This window comes from Pseudooceanicola profundus (genome assembly GCF_054919315.1).
The window spans coordinates 3390934-3407627 of the sequence record NZ_CM142898.1 but is presented as its reverse complement, the minus strand read 5'-3'; the positions used below and the strand labels follow the sequence as shown (position 1 = coordinate 3407627).

General features: G+C 68.4%; 14 protein-coding genes. 5 read left to right on the top strand and 9 right to left on the bottom strand.

Annotated elements, in window-relative coordinates; all coding sequences use genetic code 11:
• Positions 1-38 precede the first annotated feature (38 nt).
• The 4 genes from ACX9MO_RS15695 to ACX9MO_RS15680 are packed head-to-tail and all read left to right on the top strand — an operon-like array spanning position 39 to position 3382.
• Complete coding sequence (locus ACX9MO_RS15695) at positions 39-1199, top strand: muconate/chloromuconate family cycloisomerase (RefSeq protein WP_462212519.1); 1161 nt, start codon at positions 39-41, stop codon at positions 1197-1199.
• Between the two features lies 1 nt (position 1200).
• Positions 1201-1587 (top strand): hypothetical protein, encoded by a 387-nt coding sequence (locus tag ACX9MO_RS15690; protein ID WP_222489556.1) that lies wholly within the window; start codon positions 1201-1203, stop codon positions 1585-1587.
• Entirely contained in the window at positions 1584-2423 is an 840-nt protein-coding gene (locus ACX9MO_RS15685; protein WP_462212518.1) for an alpha/beta fold hydrolase, read from the top strand. Before ACX9MO_RS15690 ends, ACX9MO_RS15685 begins: the two co-directional genes overlap by 4 nt.
• A 47-nt stretch (positions 2424-2470) precedes the next feature.
• Positions 2471-3382 carry a LysR family transcriptional regulator gene (locus ACX9MO_RS15680; protein ID WP_462212517.1) on the top strand — a complete coding sequence of 304 codons (912 nt, stop codon included), beginning with the start codon at positions 2471-2473 and terminating at the stop codon, positions 3380-3382.
• Here ACX9MO_RS15680 and ACX9MO_RS15675 read toward each other — a convergent pair.
• Entirely contained in the window at positions 3379-5415 is a 2037-nt protein-coding gene (locus tag ACX9MO_RS15675; protein WP_462212516.1) for an oxidoreductase, read from the bottom strand. The genes ACX9MO_RS15680 and ACX9MO_RS15675 overlap by 4 nt on opposite strands.
• Positions 5416-5666: 251 nt before the next feature.
• Between ACX9MO_RS15675 and ACX9MO_RS15670 the strand changes: the two genes are divergently transcribed.
• Positions 5667-6302 (top strand): TetR/AcrR family transcriptional regulator, encoded by a 636-nt coding sequence (locus ACX9MO_RS15670; RefSeq protein ID WP_462212515.1) that lies wholly within the window; start codon positions 5667-5669, stop codon positions 6300-6302.
• 33 nt (positions 6303-6335) lie between these two features.
• On the opposite strand, the gene ACX9MO_RS15665 is transcribed toward ACX9MO_RS15670, so the two are convergent.
• Genes ACX9MO_RS15665 through ACX9MO_RS15630 form a run of 8 tightly spaced genes read right to left on the bottom strand, consistent with a single transcriptional unit; the run spans position 6336 to position 16637 of the window.
• A complete protein-coding gene (locus ACX9MO_RS15665) occupies positions 6336-7991 on the bottom strand; it encodes a flavin monoamine oxidase family protein (protein ID WP_462212514.1) in 1656 nt (551 codons plus the stop codon).
• Between the two features lie 58 nt (positions 7992-8049).
• Positions 8050-9360, bottom strand: coding sequence for a type I glutamate--ammonia ligase (locus tag ACX9MO_RS15660; protein ID WP_462212513.1), 1311 nt, complete (start codon positions 9358-9360; stop codon positions 8050-8052).
• Positions 9361-10002, bottom strand: coding sequence for a cysteine hydrolase family protein (locus ACX9MO_RS15655; RefSeq protein ID WP_462212512.1), 642 nt, complete (start codon positions 10000-10002; stop codon positions 9361-9363). It abuts the gene before it with no gap.
• Positions 9995-11695 carry a dipeptide ABC transporter ATP-binding protein gene (locus tag ACX9MO_RS15650; RefSeq protein WP_462212511.1) on the bottom strand — a complete coding sequence of 567 codons (1701 nt, stop codon included), beginning with the start codon at positions 11693-11695 and terminating at the stop codon, positions 9995-9997. Before ACX9MO_RS15650 ends, ACX9MO_RS15655 begins: the two co-directional genes overlap by 8 nt.
• Positions 11692-12636, bottom strand: coding sequence for an ABC transporter permease (locus tag ACX9MO_RS15645; RefSeq protein WP_462212510.1), 945 nt, complete (start codon positions 12634-12636; stop codon positions 11692-11694). Before ACX9MO_RS15645 ends, ACX9MO_RS15650 begins: the two co-directional genes overlap by 4 nt.
• A 1-nt stretch (position 12637) precedes the next feature.
• Entirely contained in the window at positions 12638-13609 is a 972-nt protein-coding gene (locus ACX9MO_RS15640) for an ABC transporter permease (protein WP_222489546.1), read from the bottom strand.
• 3 nt (positions 13610-13612) lie between these two features.
• Positions 13613-15196: an ABC transporter substrate-binding protein gene (locus tag ACX9MO_RS15635; RefSeq protein WP_462212509.1), complete on the bottom strand. Its 1584-nt coding sequence runs from the start codon at positions 15194-15196 to the stop codon at positions 13613-13615.
• A 58-nt stretch (positions 15197-15254) separates the two neighbouring features.
• Positions 15255-16637, bottom strand: coding sequence for a M20 family metallopeptidase (locus ACX9MO_RS15630; protein ID WP_462212508.1), 1383 nt, complete (start codon positions 16635-16637; stop codon positions 15255-15257).
• Positions 16638-16694: the final 57 nt, after the last annotated feature.

Here is a 16694-nt window from a genome sequence, read left to right as displayed (position 1 = left end):
TCCCCCGCGCCGCCCTTTTCAACGACAAGAGGCAGCCCATGACCAACCAGCCCGGCGCCCTCGCCCGCGATCTCCTGACCGAGACCGCCATCCGCCAGATCACCGCGCGGATCATCGAGGCCCCGACCACCCGCAATCACAAGCTGTCGAACACCAGCGTCACCCACCAGGGCTATATCTTCGTCACCGTCACGCTGGAAAACGGCGTCATCGGCTACGGCGAAGGCTCCACCCTCGGCGGCCCCCGCTGGGCCGAGGAAAGCGTCGAGGCCATGAAGGCCAATATCGACACCTACCTCGCGCCCGCGCTGCTGGGACGGCCCGCCTGTCTGCTGGAAGACGCGACGCTGCGCATGGACCGCGCGGCCAAGCGGAACTACACGGCGAAATCCGCCATCGACATGGCGCTGCTGGATGCCCTGGGCAAGACGCTGGACGTGCCCGCGCATGTGCTCCTCGGCGGGGCGGTGCGCACGGCGATTGATGCAATCTGGGCGCTCGCCTCGGGCGATGCCGCGCAGGAGGTCGACGAGGCGCAGGCCATGCTCGACCGGGGCTGGTTCAAGCGGTTCAAGATCAAGCTGGGCTTTGCCGATCCGGCCACCGACCTCGCCCGCCTTGCCGCGCTGCAAAAGGCCCTGCCCTCGGGCACGACCATCGTGGCGGACGTCAATCAGGGCTGGTCCGAGGCCGAGTGCATCCGCTACCTGCCCGTGCTTCAGGACCTTGGCGTCAGCCTGATCGAACAGCCCATCGCGGCGGGTCAGACCGGGGCCTCGGCCCGGATCGCGGCCCGCTCGGCGATCCCGATCATGATGGATGAAAGCGTCTCGACCCTGGCCGAGGCCAGCCGCGAGGTGCGCGCGGCCACCGGCACGGTGCTGTCGCTGAAGCTCTGCAAACATGGCTCGCTCCACAACCTCAAGCGGGTGGCGGGGATCGCGGCGGCGGAAGGCGTGCAGATGTACGGCGGCTGCCTGCTGGAAAGCTCCATCGGCGCGGCGGGGCACTTGCACGTCTTTGCCACCCTGCCGAAACTGGAATGGGGGACCGAACAGTTCGGGCCCAAGATCCTCGTCGAGGACCTCGTGCAGGACAGCCTGCGCTACGAGGGCTACCAGGTGCATCTGCCCGAGGGCCCCGGCCTGGGGGTGACCCCCGACCCCGAGATCATCGAGAAATATGCAAGGAAAGACTGACATGGCGAGAGCAGACCTGCTGCCGCGCCTCACGGCCATGGGGGCCGCGCTGGAAACCCGCGCGCACCTGCACCGGCTTGGCGCGCTCTTCTCCGAAACCGTGCTGATCGAGGTGGAGGGGGACGAGTACTACCTCACCTTCCATCGCGGCGCGCTGGAGACGATCACCCCCGGCCCCTCGCGCAAGATCCCGTGGCGCTTTGCCATCCGGGTCGATGCCGAGGCGCTGGAGAAATTCTGGCAACCGATCCCCGAGGCGGGTTTCCACGACATCTTCGGCTTTGTCAAAACGGGCCGCGGCAGCATCGAGGGTGACATCCTCGTGCTGGTCAAGAACCTGCGGTTCTTCAAGGAATTCATGGCCCTCGGCCGGGAGGTGCAGGCATGAGCGCACTCGAACCCATTATCGGCCGCTACGTGACGATCACGGCGGGCGGCCGCCCCCACCGCATCTACTTCGAAGAAGCGGGACAGGGTCAGCCGGTGATCTGCTTCCACACCGCAGGCGCCGACACCCGACAGTGGCGCCACATCATGAACGATGCCGAGATCACGGACCGGCACCGGATCATCGCCGTGGACATGCCGTGGCACGGCAAGTCCCTGCCCCCCGAGGGCTGGCAGACCGAGGAATACCTGCTCACCACCGACTTCTACATCGAGGTGGTGCTGGCCATGGTCGCCGCGCTGGAGCTGGACAACCCGGTCTACGCGGGCTGCTCCATGGGCGGGCGGATCGCGCTGCAACTGGCGCTGAACCATCCCGCGCCCTTCAAGGGCTTCATCGCGATCGAGGCCTCGGACTTCCAGCCCGCGTGGTACGACATCGACTGGTTCCACCGCCCTGATGCCCATGGCGGCGAAATGGGCGCGGCACTGGTGTCGGCCAATATCGCGCCGCAGGGGCCCGAGGCGGAACGCTGGAACACCCAGTGGATGTTCATGCAATCCGGGCCGGGCGTCTTCCGGGGCGATCTCAGCTTTTACACGCAGGACGACAGTCTGGTGGGCAAGCTGGGCGGCATCGACACCTCGGCCAAGCCGGTCCACATCATGGTGGGCGAATACGACATGACCTGCACTCCCGAGGACGCCAAGCGCACCGCCGATGCGATCCCCGGGGCAACGCTTGCCGTCATGCCCGGCATCGGTCATTTTCCCATGAGCGAGAACCCCGAGGGCTTCCGCCCCTACTTCGTCGAGGCACTGGCCAAAATGGCCTGAGGCCCGGCAGGCCGGGGGTTCGCCCCCGGCTGCCTGAAAGACATGCCTTGGAACTCAAACGGCTGAAATACTTCATCGCCGTGGCCGAAGAACGCCACTTCGGCCGCGCCGCCGCCCGGCTGGACATGGCCCAGCCCCCGCTCAGCCGCCAGATCGCGGCGCTGGAAAAGGACATCGGCGCGCAACTCTTCGACCGCTCGCGCAGCCAGATCCGCCTGACGCAGGCGGGCGAGGTCTTCCTCGAACGCGCCCGCGACCTCGTCGACCGGCTCGACAGCGCCTATCGCGAGGCGCGGCTGATCGGGCAAGGCGGCGCGGGACGGCTGCGGATCGCCTTCGTCGGCTCCGCGACCCACGGCCCCCTGCCCACGCTGATCAAATCCTACCGCTCGCATTACCCGGACGTGGACCTGTCGCTGTCGGCCATGAACAACGCCGAGCTTGAGCGCGCCCTCGTCCAGCAGGACATCGACATCGCCGTGGCCCGCCCCGCGCTGAAGATCGAGGACCTGCGCTCGGTCCCGCTGATCGAGGAGCCGCTGATGCTGGCGCTGCCGGACAATTCCCCGCTCGCCACCCGGTCCGCCGCCGTCTCGCTGCCGGAGCTGGAGGGCGAGACCTTCGTGCTCTATCCCCGACGCCCCCGGCCCAGTTTTGCCGACGACGTGCTGCAATGCTGCGCGCTCAACGGGTTCACCCCGCGCAACCAGGCCTTCGCGCAGGACTACCAGACCGCGATCTCGCTGGTCTCGGTGGGCGTCGGCCTCTCCGTCGTGCCGCGCAGTGTCAGCCAGGTCAGCCGCCCCGGCGTGGCCTTCCGCCCCTTCACCGGCGAGAACCCCGGCACGCGGCTGACGATCCACGCCCGGCTCGACAACCGGCGGCCCCATGTCCTGAACTTCTTCGACGTGCTGCGCCGCTTCACCCGGCAGGGGCCCGCCGGGACGGCGGCGCGCTAGAGCGCGCGCACCAGCCGCAGCGCGTCATAGATCGCCGCATGGGTATTGCGGGCCGAGACCGCGTCCCCGATCCGGTAGAGCCGGAAGGCGCCCGCGGGATTGGCCGCCACGGCCTGCGCCTGCCCCGCCACCAGCGCCTCGTAGTCGACCTCGCCAAGGTTCGAGGAGAGCGGCTTGAGCGCGAGGTAGAGTTCATCCAGCGGCAGCGTGCCGTGGTTCACCACCACCTGATCCACCCGCCGTTCGCGCGTGACGCTGCCGTAGTCCGACCCCAGCACCGCCATCAGCGCATTGCCCTCGCGCCGGACCTCCCGCAGCCGCCACGTGACGGTGAAAGTCGTGTCCAGCTGTTGCAGCGACCGCATGAAGGGCACGAGGTTCATGCCCATGACCTCGGGCGCGAAGGCCCGGTCCGGCGTCACGATCTCGACCCGCGCACCGCTCTGCGCGATCGCCTCCGCGGCCTGCAGCCCCGCCGCATCGCCCGCGTCATCGAAGAGCAGCACCTCGCGCCCCGGCTTCACGTCGCCCGACAGGATGTCCCAGGCCGAGACGACGAGGTCATTGCCCGCCGCCAGCACCTCCGTATGGGGCAGCCCGCCGGTGGCGACGATCACCGCGTCGGGATCGGTCTCCAGCACCTCCGCCTCCTCGGCATAGGTGTTGAAGCGGAAGGTCACGCCCAGCTTCTCGCACTGCGCCATGCGCCACGAGATGATCGCCCCCATCTCCCGCCGCCGCTCCTGCAGCGCGGTCAGGCGCACCTGCCCGCCGGCTTCGTCCGAGGCCTCCAGCACCGTCACCTGATGGCCCCGTTCCGCCGCGACGCGCGCGGCCTCCATGCCGCCCGGCCCCGCGCCCACCACGGTGACCCGCAGCGGTACCTCGGCGCGGGCGATCGCATGGGGCTGTGACACCTCGCGCCCCGTCGAAGGGTTGTGCATGCACAGCGCCATGCCGCCCTGATAAATCCGGTCGAGGCAGTAGTTCGCCCCGACACAGGGGCGGATATCCTCCTCGCGGCCCTCGACGAGTTTCCGCACGAGATGCGGGTCGGCGATATGGGCGCGGGTCATGCCGACCATGTCCAGCTTGCCGCTGGCGATGGCATGGCGCGCGGTGGCGAGGTCGGGGATCTTGGCGGCGTGGAAGGTGGGGATCTGCGTCGCGGCCCGGATCTCTCCGGCGAAGTCGAGATGCGGCGCGTTGCGCATCCCCTGCACCGGGATCACGTCGGTCAGCCCGGCGTCGGTGTCGATATGGCCGCGGATCACGTTGAGGAAATCCACCATGCCGCTGTCCTTCAGGCGGCGCGAGATCTCCAGCCCGTCGGTCTTGGTCAGCCCGCCGGGCAGGTCCTCGTCGCCGACGTAGCGGATGCCGACGATGAAGTCCTCGCCGCAGCGCCGCCGCACGGCGCGCAGCACGTCGAAAGTAAACCGCAGCCGGTTGTCGAGGCTGCCGCCATAGGGCGCGTCGAGGTCATTGGTGAGCGGCGACCAGAAGGCATCCATCAGGTGGCCGTAGCTCTCGATCTCGATCCCGTCGAGGCCCGCCGCCTTCATCCGTTCGGCGGCAAGGGCGTAATCCTCGATGATCCGCGCAATGTCCCAGTCCTCCATCCGCTTGGGGAAGGCCCGGTGGGCGGCTTCGCGGGCATGGCTGGGCGAGACGACGGGCAGCCAGTCGCCCTTGTCCCAGCGGGTCCGGCGGCCAAGGTGCGTCAGCTGGATCATCACCGCGCAGCCCTCGTCATGGCAGGCATCGGCCAGCTGCTTCATGTGGCCCACCACCTCGTCCTTCCACGCGAGGATGTTGTTGAAGGCGGGCGGGCTGTCGCGCGCGACACTGGCAGAGCCCGCCGTCATGGTCAGCGCGATGCCGGCCCGGGCGCGTTCGACGTGGTAGGCCCGATAGCGTTCCTTCGGCATCCCGTCCTCAGGGTAGGCCGGTTCGTGGCTGGTGATCATGATGCGGTTCTTCAGCGTCAGGTGCTTGAGCTGGAACGGCTGGAGCAGCGGATCATTCGTCATCGGCATCATCCCTCGAAAACCATGCAGACGGGTCCGGAAAACGCTCGGAAAAAATGTACAGTTGTGTCAAGAAATTTGTATCCGGCGGCCGGGATCGCGCCATGCGCCGGGGGGATGCGATGGCTATCAAGGGCGCCGCCCGAGATTGAGACATCAATTTAATCATGGTCTTGCAACCGAAACTTCACCCAACTGGACAGAGCCGCACATTTTATGGACAATATGACCACCCGACCGCGGCGCAGGATGGCATGACCGACGATTCCCCCTCTGACCGCGGCTGGCGCGGCTCCCCCGATCTCTGGCTCGACGCTGCGCAGGCGGTGCTCGTCGAGAAGGGCGTGGAGGCGGTGAAGATCATGACGCTGGCGGAGAGGCTGGAGCTGTCGCGCACCAGCTTCTACTGGTTTTTCAAGGACCGCGGGCAATTGCTGGCCGCCCTGCTCGACCGGTGGGAGGCGGCCACCACCCGGCACCTCGTCGCCGCCACGCAGGACTATGCCGCGACCGAGACAGAGGCGATGCTGAACGTGATCAGCACCTTCCTTTCGGACAACAGTTTCGACAGCGGGCTGGAGCGGGCCGTGCGGTCCTGGGCGCAGCAGGACGCGGGCGTTCTGGCCCGGCTGCAACAGGCCGACGCGGAGCGGCTGGCCGCGCTGCGTGCGCTGCTGGAACGCTGGGGCCATGCCCCCGAGGATGCGGACGTGCGTGCGCGGACGGTCTACCTCGTGCAGGTCGGCTATATCTCGATGCGGGTGACGGAGCCGCTGGAGGAGCGCCTCGCCCGCTTCCCGCATTACGTCGAGATCTACACCGGCACCCGCCCCCCCGCGCAGGAAATGGCGCGGTTCGAGGCGCGGATCGGCCACCGGCGGGGCCCATAGCCCCCGCCTGAATGCTCGCTGTTGCGGCGCATCTCAGTCCGACAGCGCAACCGGCCCGAGCTGCGCGAAGACATAGCCCGGACCGGGGTTTTCGGGCGCGCTCTGCCCGCCCATGTGGTGCATGACACCCCAAACCGCGTTCAGCGCCGTCTGCACCGCACCCTCGACCCAGGCAGGGGTGAAGCTGACACCGTCGCCCGCGAGGAAGAGCCCGCGCTCCATCGGCGGCAGCGTGTCCTGGCAGAAGTGGCCGTACATGCGGCGATTGTAGCGATAGTGTCCCGGCAGCGCGCCCTTGAAGGCGCCGAGGAAGTTCTCGTCCGCCTCCCAGGAGACCGAGATCGGCTCGCCCACGATATGGCTGGCAATGTCGAGGCCGGGGTAGATCTTGGACAGCGCGGAGAGCGCGAGGTCGACCCGCTTGCCGGTGTCGTAGGGCAGCACCTTCAGCGCGTCGGTCATCCACGCGTAGCTCAGGCAGATCGCGGCGGGCTTGTCGGGGCCGTTGTCGAAAAGGTAGGTGCCCCGGGTCAGCCGGTCGGTCAGGGTCATCGACATGACCTGCTTGCCGGTGACGGGATCGCGGTCCTTCCAGAACGGGCGGTCCACCATGACGAAGGTCTTGGCCGACTGCATGTAGCGGGTGCGGTCCAGCGCCATCCAGAGCTTCTGGTCGAAGAGCCGCTCCTCGGTGTCGATGGCGGTGGTCAGCAAGTGGGTCTGGCAGGTGATCACCACCGCGTCGTAGACATCCGCCCGCCCCCAGCGGTCGGTCACGGCGATGCGGCCGTCGCCCGCGCGGGCCAGCGCCTTGACCCCGCCCCGGGTCGCTCCGTTGTGCAGGCGGCTCAGCGTGGTGCCTGCGGGCCAGTGGGCCATGGTCTCGGGCGCGTCGGTCCAGAGCCCGCGGGGCATCTGCTCCACCCCGCCGACGATGTACTTCTGGTGGTCGTCCAGCTCGCAGAGGTTCACCCGCAGGATTTCCAGCATGGAGTTCGGAAAGTCGCTGTCCCAGCCGCCGGTGCCGAAACCGACCTGCCCGAAGACCTCGCGGTGGCGGAAGCTGAGCGCCTGGAACGCGCTGGAGGAGACCACGAAATCGTAGAAGGTCCGCTCGTCCCAGTCGCGCACGATCGGGTCCCAGATCGCCTTGATCGCCGCGGCGTCGCGGGCCCGGATCGCGGCCTTCAGGGCGGTGAAATCCGCGCCCTCTTCCAGCGCCGCGTCATAGGCGCGGGCCACCTCCCGGTAGAGCTCCGGCAGGTCGGCCAGCGTCTCGGCGTAATGGGTCTCGCCTTCGAGGTCGATGACGGTGGAGCCCGCGGCAGGCGTCAGCGGGTTGGGGAAATCGCGGCTCTCCAGCCCCAGCCGGTCGACGTAGTGGTAGAAGCCCGCCGAGGAGACCGGGAAACGCATGCCCCCCAGTTCCGCGATCACGCCCTCTGCGCCCTCGAAGGGTTCGGATCGCAGCCGCCCGCCCATGCGCCCGGCCTCGTAGATCACCGGTTTCAGGCCCATGCGCATCAGCTCGTAGGCGGCGACCATGCCGGCGGCCCCGGCCCCGATCACGGCCACTTCCGCGCCGTGGCGGTCTCCCGGGATCGTGCCGAGCCCGGCGGGATGGGCCAGCCAGTCGTCGTAGGCGAAGGGGAAGTCGGGCCCGAAGGCCGAGAAAGGCTTCGAGGTCATGGGCGTCTCCGCGTCCTTCAGGCCGGCCTGCGGGGCCAGCCTGCCCAATGGGGGTGGGTCAGTAAACCTTGGCGATCCCGGCGCAGAGCTCCGCGTCGCTCTGCCCCGCGGCGGCGAGGCATTCGTCGCGCTTGATGCCGAGGAAGGTGGTGATCAGCGGCTCGGGGAACCAGCCGCGCACGGTCTCGCTCTCCTTCAGCGCCTCCAGCGCCGCGTCGAGTGTTTCCGGCAGGCGGTAGAGGCCCTTGGCCGCGCGCTCCTCGGGCAAGAGCGCCTCCGGATCACCGGAGAAGACGACCGGCTCGGCCCCGCTCTGCACCCCGTCGAGGCCGGCACGGATCAGCGCGGCAAGCGCGAGGTAGGGGTTCGCGGTGGCATCGGCCGCGCGGTATTCCACGTTGAACTGCCGCGCCGGGTCCTTGCCGTTCATCTCGACCGTGGGACAGATGCGCAGGCTGGCCTCGCGGTCGCGGTCGCCCAGCCAGGTCCAGGCCGAGGACCAGTTGTGCGGGCGCAGCCGGACGAAGCTGGCGGGCGTCGAGGCGGTGAAGGCGAGCAGCGCGCGCATGTGGCGCAGGATCCCGGCGCAGAAGGCCCCGGCCACCGGCGAGAGGCGCCCCGGGCCCTCGGGATCGAAGCTGACCGGGCGGCCCTCGGTATCCACCAGCGAGAGGTGGATGTGCACGCCGTTGCCCACGCCCTCGGCGTCGGTCTTGGGCGCAAAGCTCGCCTGCCAGCCCTCGAGGCGGCACATCTCGCGGGTGATCTCGCGGATCGCGATGCAGCGGTCGGCGGCGGTCAGCGCCTCGGCGGGGGCGGAGGTGATCTCGTACTGGTCCTCGCCGTATTCGGCGATGATGACCTCGGGCGCGATGCCCGCCTCTTCCAGCGCGGCAAAGTAGCGCCCTGCAAAGGGCTCGGCCCGGCGCAGCGCCTGGTAGGAGAAGACATGCGCCGGCGCCATCTCGGCCCCGAGGATCTGGAACTCCTGCTCGAAGGAGGCGAGGATGCGCAACCCGGTGGCGGCCTCGAAATCCGCAAGCGCGCTGCGCAGCTGGCTGCGGGCGCAGGCCGACCAGGGCGTGCCGTCCAGCTCGACGATATCGCCCATGGTCATGTCGAAGGGCGTGGGCGCGCCGGTCCGCGAAGTCACATAGCGCGCGTCCGGATCGGGCAGCAGACGCAGGTCGCCGGAGGAGCCCCAGATGTTGTCCTCGACGATGTGGCCATCGGCGCGCAGGGCGATATTGGCAGGCACCCAGCCCACCCCCGTCGCGGCCGCGGCGATGCGGTTCGCGGGCAGGAAGCGGCCGCGGGTGATCGCGGTCAGGTCCGTGGTGACGATGGCGGCAAGGCTGGTGGCGGTCATTCAGGCGTCTCCCATCCGGGCAAGTCGGTCGCAGATCGTGTCGGTATCCGCCTGCCAGCAATAGCCGCCGAAGGCGTCGAGCGCGGTGGCGTGGCGTTGGCTGTTGGCGGCAAAGCAGGCATCGGTGGCGACCGAGACCATGTAGCCCCGGTCGGCGGCATCCCGCACTGCCATGTCCACGCATTGATCGGTCATGATCCCGCAGACGATCAGCTGCCGGATGCCGATGTTCTTGAGGATGTAATCGATATGGGTCGAGTTGAAGACGCCGGAGGAGGTCTTGGGCAGCAGGATCTCGTCGCCCACCGGCATCAGCGAGGGGATCGGCAGGCCGCGTTCATCCGACTTCGCCAGATGGATCGGCGTCATCTTGTGGTCGAGCGAACGGTCGCGGCCATCCTCTGTCAGCGACTGGATGATCGTGTGCATCACCTCGACCCCCGCCGCTCGTGCCGCTTGGATCAGCTGTTCGCACTTGGGCACCGTCACCTCGCGGGTGGTGCGATAGAATTCCTCGGCCGGGCCGCCACCCGCGCCGTGATCGGAATGCGCCTCGTCCAGCCAGATGCGCTGCATGTCCACCAGCAGCAGGCCGGTTTCACCGGGGCGGAAGGGATCGTCACGTCTGGGCAGGTCAGCCATGGAGGGTCTCGCTTGGTCTTGCGTGGTTCATCGCCGGGATCAGCGAAATCAGGTCGCGGGTATAGGCCGCCTGCGGCGCGGTGAAGAGTGTTTCCGTCTCGGCCACCTCGGCCAGCCGGCCGTTCTTCAGCACGGCGATCCGGTCGCACATCTGGCGCACCACCGGCAGGTCGTGGGAGATGAAGAGGATCGTCAGCCCAAGCCGTTCCTGCAGGTCCTTCATCAGGTTCAGGATCTGCGCCTGGATCGACACGTCGAGCGCCGAGGTCGGCTCGTCGCAGATCAGGAAGCGGGGGCGCGAGGCAAGGGCGCGCGCGACGGAGATCCGCTGCCGCTGCCCGCCCGAGAAGGCATGGGGATAGCGCCGCGCGGCCTCCACCGGCAGGCCCACGGCGCCCAGCAGTTCCGCCACGACCGGATCGGCGGCGCGGCGGCTCTCCACGAGGCGGTGATGCAGCATCGGCTCGGCCAGGATGTCGCCCACGGTCATGCGCGGGTTGAGGGAGGAATAGGGATCCTGGAACACCATCTGGATCTGGCGCCGGATGTCCGGGTGCCGCATCCGCCCGTGGTCGTAGACCGCCTGCCCGTCGAACAGCATCTCGCCCGACGTGGGCGCGGTCAGACCGGCGAGGATACGCGCCATGGTCGACTTGCCCGACCCGCTCTCCCCCGCCAGCCCCAGCACCTCGCCCTCGGCGATCGTCAGGGTGATGTCAGTCAGGGCGGTGAAGCCCTCGGCCCGTTTGAAAAGGCCGGACCGCCCGCCATAGACCTGCCGGACATCCAGCAGTTCCACCAGCGGGCGATCCGATGCCTCGCGCCGGGTGCTTCCGCCCGAAAGCCACTCCAGCGCCTTGTCCGCGCCCTGCCCCAGCCCGGCCACGGGGAAGCGTTTCAGCTTCACGTCCGCGCGCGGCACAACGGAGATCAGGTCGCGGCTATAGGGATGTTCGGGCCGGGTCAGCACCTGTTCGGTCTGCCCCAGCTCCACCAGCCTGCCATCCTTCATGACGGCGACGCGGTCGGTCACCTGCGCGATGACGCCCATGTCGTGGGTCACCAGCATGACGCCGATGCCCCGCTCCTGCGCCAGCTTGCGGATCAGGTCGAGGATCTGCGCCTGCACCGAGACGTCGAGCGCGGTGGTCGGCTCGTCGGCGATCACCAGCTCCGGCTCGGAACACAGGGCGAGCGCGATGACCGCCCTCTGCCGCATCCCGCCGGAGAATTCATGCGGCCAGTTCTTCACCCGATGCGCGGGATCGGGGATGCCCACGGCCTCCAGCTGGCGCACCGCCTCGGCCCGGGCCTGCGCGCGGGTCATCGGGCGGTGGGTCAGGATCGTGTCGACCAGCTGCTGCTCGATGGTGAAGAGCGGGTTCAGGCTGGTCAGCGGGTCCTGGAAGATGGTCGAGACACGGGCGCCGCGCAGCCTGCGCATGGCCAGGGTATCGGTCGCGTCGATCACCTCGCCCGACAGGCGGATGGTGCCGCGCGCGATGCGCCCCGGCGCCTGCAGCAGCCCGGTGATGGCCGCCCCGATGGTGGATTTGCCCGCGCCGCTTTCGCCCACGACGCCCAGGATCTCGCCCGCGCCGATGGTCAGGCTGACGCCTTCCACCGCGGTGACGGTGCCGTGGCGCGAGGGGAATTCGACGGCGAGGTCCTCGATCGACAGAAGCTCGGTCATTTCACGGCCCTCGGGTTCAGCGTGTCGCGCAGCCAGTCCCCCAGCAGGTTGATCGAAAGCGCCAGTACCAGCAGGATGAGCCCGGGGAAGAACAGCAGCCACCATTCGCCGGAGAAGAGGAACTGCTGACCGATCCGGATCAGCGTGCCCAGCGAGGGCTGCGTCGGCGGCAGGCCCGCACCAAGGTAGGAGAGCGTCGATTCCGCGATCACCGCGAGGGCGAAGTTGATCGTTGCGATGACAAAGATCGGACGCGCCACGTTGGGCAGCAGGTGGCGGCGCAGGATGGCGCGCGGCGGGCGGCCCATCATGATCGCGGCCTGAATGTATTCGCGGCGCATCTCGACCATGGCGGCCGAGCGGACGGTGCGGGCATAGCTGACCCAGTCGGACAGGCCGATGGCCAGGATCACGACATAGATCGCCATGGCATCGCGCAGCCCCGTCGGCAGAAGGGACCGCGTCAGGCCGAAGATCAGCAGCGCCACGAGGATGCCGGGAATGGCCAGCTGCACGTCGGCGGCGCGCATGATGACGGCATCGACGCGCCCGCCTGCATAGCCCGCGATCAGGCCCAGCGTGACGCCGATCAGAGCGGACAGCGCCACGGCGCAGATCCCCACGATCAGCGAGGCCCGCAGGCCGAAGAGCACGGCCGAGAGCATGTCGCGGCCCTGGTCGTCGGTGCCCAGCAGGTAGAAATTGCCGGTGAATTCATTCGCGCTGAACGGCGGGGTGAAGCCGTCCATCAGGTCGAAACTGGTGGCGTCGCGCAGGTCCTGCGGCGCGATCAGCGGCGCGAAGAGCGCGGCCAGCATGATCAGGCCCAGCAGGCCGAAGGCGATCATCGCGCCCGGCGAACGCAGGAAGGCATGGCCGAGGTCGGAGGCACGGAAGCGCGCCCAGAGGGAGGACTTGGAAGGGGTCGACATGTCGGACATCTCAGCGCCCCGCGGCCTTCACCCGCAGGCGCGGGTCGAAGAGGTAGTAGAGAAGATCGACGATCAGGTTGATCACCACGAAGAGGACGGCGGTCAGCAGCAGGTAGGTTGCCATGATCGGCACGTCCGAGAAGTTGACCGAGTTGATGAAGAGCAGCCCGATGCCCGGCCACTGGAAGACGGTTTCCGTCACCACGGCGAAGGCGATGATCGAGCCGAGTTGCAGCCCCGAGACGGTGATCACCGGCACCAGCGTGTTCTTGAGCGCGTAGCGGAAGTTCACCATCCGGTCCGGCAGGCCCCGGGCGCGGGCGAAGCGGATGTGGTCGGAGTGCAGCACCTCGGTCATCTCGGCCCGCACGAGGCGCAGGATCAGCGTGACCTGGAACAGGCTGAGAGAGATCGCGGGCAGCAGGATCGCCTTCCACCCCGAGACGGTCAGCAGCCCGGTGGACCACCAGCCGATCTGCACCGTCTCGCCGCGCCCGAAGGCGGGCAGCCAGCCCAGCTGGACCGAGAAGACGTAGATCAGCCCGATCCCGATCAGGAAGTTCGGCAGCGAGACCCCGATGAGCGAGCCCGCCATGACCGTGCGGCTGATCCAGCTCTGGGGTTTCAGCGCGGTGGTCACGCCGAGGATCATGCCAAGCGCCAGGGCCACCACGAAGGAGAGCACGGCCAGTTCAAGCGTTGCGGGCAGCCGATCGAGGATCAGGCCCAGGACCGGCTGGCCGATGCGGGTGGAGAAGCCGAAGTCGCCGTGCAGGACATTCACGATGAAGTTCCAGAACTGCACGGGAAACGGCTGGTCCAGCCCAAGCGCCGCCATCAGCTCGGCCCGGTCCGCGGCGGTGGCATCCTGTCCCAGCATGGATTGCACCGGGTCCCCGATGAAGCGGAACGCGGCAAAGGACAGGAAGGCGGTCACCAGCAGGACCGGGATGGCTTGCAACAGGCGGCGCAGCAGGAACATGGATCAGTCCTTGACCTCGATCTTCTTGACCGAGACAGAATTGCCCACGTTGGCCGGGATCACCAGATTGTCCGACATGGCGCGGGCCAGCATCTGCAGGTGGATCGGCAGGTAGAGCACCTCGTCCTGCACGACCTTCCAGATCTCGGCGATGGTCTCGTTGCGCTTGTCGAGGTCCCCCTCGGTCCCGAGGCTCTCGATCTTCGCGTCCAGATCGGCGTTCTGGTAGTTGATCGAGGCCCAGGCCCCGCGCCCGTTCGAGCGCGAGTGCACGAGGTTGTCGAACATGTACTGGCTGTCAAAGGTCGAGACGCCCCAGCCCATGACGTAGAAGCTGGTGTCGCCCTTGGCGATGGTGGCGAACTGCACGCCGCCGGGCTGCACGTCGAGACGCACGTCGATCCCGATCCGGGCAAGCATGCCGACGAGCGACTGGCAGATCGCCTCCTCGTTCACGAAGGCGTCGTTGGTGCATTGCAGCGTGACCGAGAAGCCCTCGCCATAGCCGGCCTCTGCCATCAGCGCCTTGGCGCCCTCGAGGTCGACGGCGGGCAGCGCGCCCATCTCGTCGGTGTAGCCGTTGATGAAGGGCGGCGCGATCGTGCCCTGCGGCTGCGACTGGCCGCGCATGACGACCTTGCTGATGACGTTGCGGTCGATCGCCATGTTCATCGCCCGGCGCACGCGCACGTCGGCGAAGGGGTTGCCCTCGGCCTCGCCGTGGGTCAGCGTCTCGTCGCCGATGTTCATGCCGAAGAAGATCGTGCGGTTCTCGGGGCCGGTGACGACGGTGATGCCGGGGGTCTGCTCCAGCCGCTGGATGTCCTGTGCCGGCACGTCCTGCAGGAAGTTGATGTCACCGGAGAGCAGCGCCGAGACGCGCGTCGCGGCGGACTGGATCGGGGTATAGACGATGCGGTCGATGTCGAGCGGAAAGAGGTCCTTGCCCCAGTAGCCCGCGTAGGCTTCCATCTCGGTCTTGCTGTCGGGCACGCGGCTGACCAGCGTGTAGGCGCCGGTGCCGTTCTCGTGCAGCGAGGCATAGCTCTCCTCGCCTTCCTTGTAGTTCACCGGCGTCTCGGTGCCATTGGCCACCGCCCACTCGCGGTTCATGATCATCACGTTGACGAGGTTGTTCACCAGCAGCGGGCTGACGCCCGTGGTGTGGAAGCGCACGGTCAGGGGATCGACGGCCTCGACACTCTCCACCGCGGCCAGCAGCGAGCGCATGTTCGAGGTCTCGGACTTAGCGCGCTCGATCGAGAAGACCACGTCATCGGCCTCGAAGGGGGTGCCGTCGTGGAAGGTCACGCCGTCGCGCAGCGTGAATTCCCAGGTCGAGGGATCGTCGTCCAGCATGCCCCACTCGGTCGCGAGCACCGGTTGCAGCTGGCCCTCGTCGTCGCGTTCCACCAGCGTTTCGTACATCTGGCGGTTCACGGTGTGGGTGAAGCCCTCGTTGTAGGCGTGGGGGTCCAGCGTCTGGGTGTCCGAGGTCCGGGCCCAGCGGAGCGTCTCGGCCGAGAGCGGCCCCGCCACGGTGGCAAGCGCCAGTGCGGAGGCGCAAAGCATGGTCTTCATCTGCATGTTGGACGTTCCTCTCTGTCCGGTCCCCGTCCTTGCATGTGGCGGGTGATCCATTCGTTTACTCGTCTTTGACACCGCAGAAGTCGATGACGGCCTCTGCAAAGATCCGTGTGGTGCGCCGGATCGACTCCACGTCGACCCATTCATCCGCCCCGTGACCGCCCCCGCCCGTGGGCCCGTAGCGCAGCGCGGCCACGCCGCCCGCGGCATAATGGGCCCCGTCGGTGACGCCAAGCGATCCGACCAGCGCCGTGTCGCCCAGTCCCATCGCCGCCCGGGTGGCGGTGATGGACCGGACCAGCGGATGCTCCGGGTCGGTGTCCATCGGCGGGAAGTAGAGCCCGTAGAGGTCCCACTCCACCGCGATGGGATGGGCCTTGAACCACGGGTCCGAGGCGCAGAAGCCCGCCACGAAGGCCTCGAAGGCCGCGCGGACCTCCTCGGTGCTTTCCTGCGGCATGGTCTTCATGTCGATGTCGATGACGGCGACGTCGGGCACGATGCCCGGGTTGTTCATGATCTGCGGCAGCCCGTCGGGCCCCATGCCTGCCCCGATATGGACGGTGCCGACGTTGAACTGGTTCACCCCCGGCGCCATCAGCGGGTGGCCCACGGCGCGGGTGACGGCGGCCTCGTAGTCGCGCAGGGCGACGAGGAACCGGGTGGCGAGATCGGCGGCGCTGACCGGCTCGGCACCGGTCTTCTTCGCCTCGGGCTGCGGCCAGTAGCCGGTGAAGCGATGCGCCGAATGGCCCTGACGGCCCCGGATCGTGACCCGCAGCCAGTGCAGCGCGCCCTGACAGACGTGGATGTCGCCGTTCGAGGGTTCGGCAATGATCGCGGCGGCGGCCAATTCGCCGGCCGCGACGGCGGCCTTGGCCCCTGCCCCGCCGGCCTCTTCGTCCACGACCGCGTGCAGCGCCAGTTGCCCGTCGAGGGTCACGCCCGCCTTGCGGACCGCGCGCAGCGCCGCCACGCAGGCCGCGACGCCCGCCTTCATGTCCACGGCCCCGCGGCCCAGCATCCGCCCGTCGCGGATCACCGCGCCGAAGGGATCGGCGGACCATTCGCCCGGGTCGCCCACGGGCATCACGTCGATATGGCCGCAGAGGATCAGGGATTTCGCCGGATCGCCCGCCTCCGTCCTCGCGACGAGGTTCGGCCGGCCCGGCAGCGCGTCCCAGCGGCGGAAGCTCAGGCCGTAGGGCGCAAGCTCGCCCTCGATCACGTCCTGCACCTCGGCCTCGCGGCCCGCGATGTCCCAGCCGTCATTGCCGGCGGGATACTTGGGGTTCACCGAGGGGATGCGCACCAGACGCTGGCAGAGGTCGACCACGTAATCGGGCTCCGCGTCCAGCACGGCGCGGATCGCGGCCTTGGCCCTGTCGGCTGCCGTGTCAGCGGCCGTCTCTGCGGCCGTCTCTGCGGTGGTCTCGGCCATGCGGCACACTCCCTTGCGCCCCGGATTCTGGGCATTTCGCCCACTATGACCGAGAAG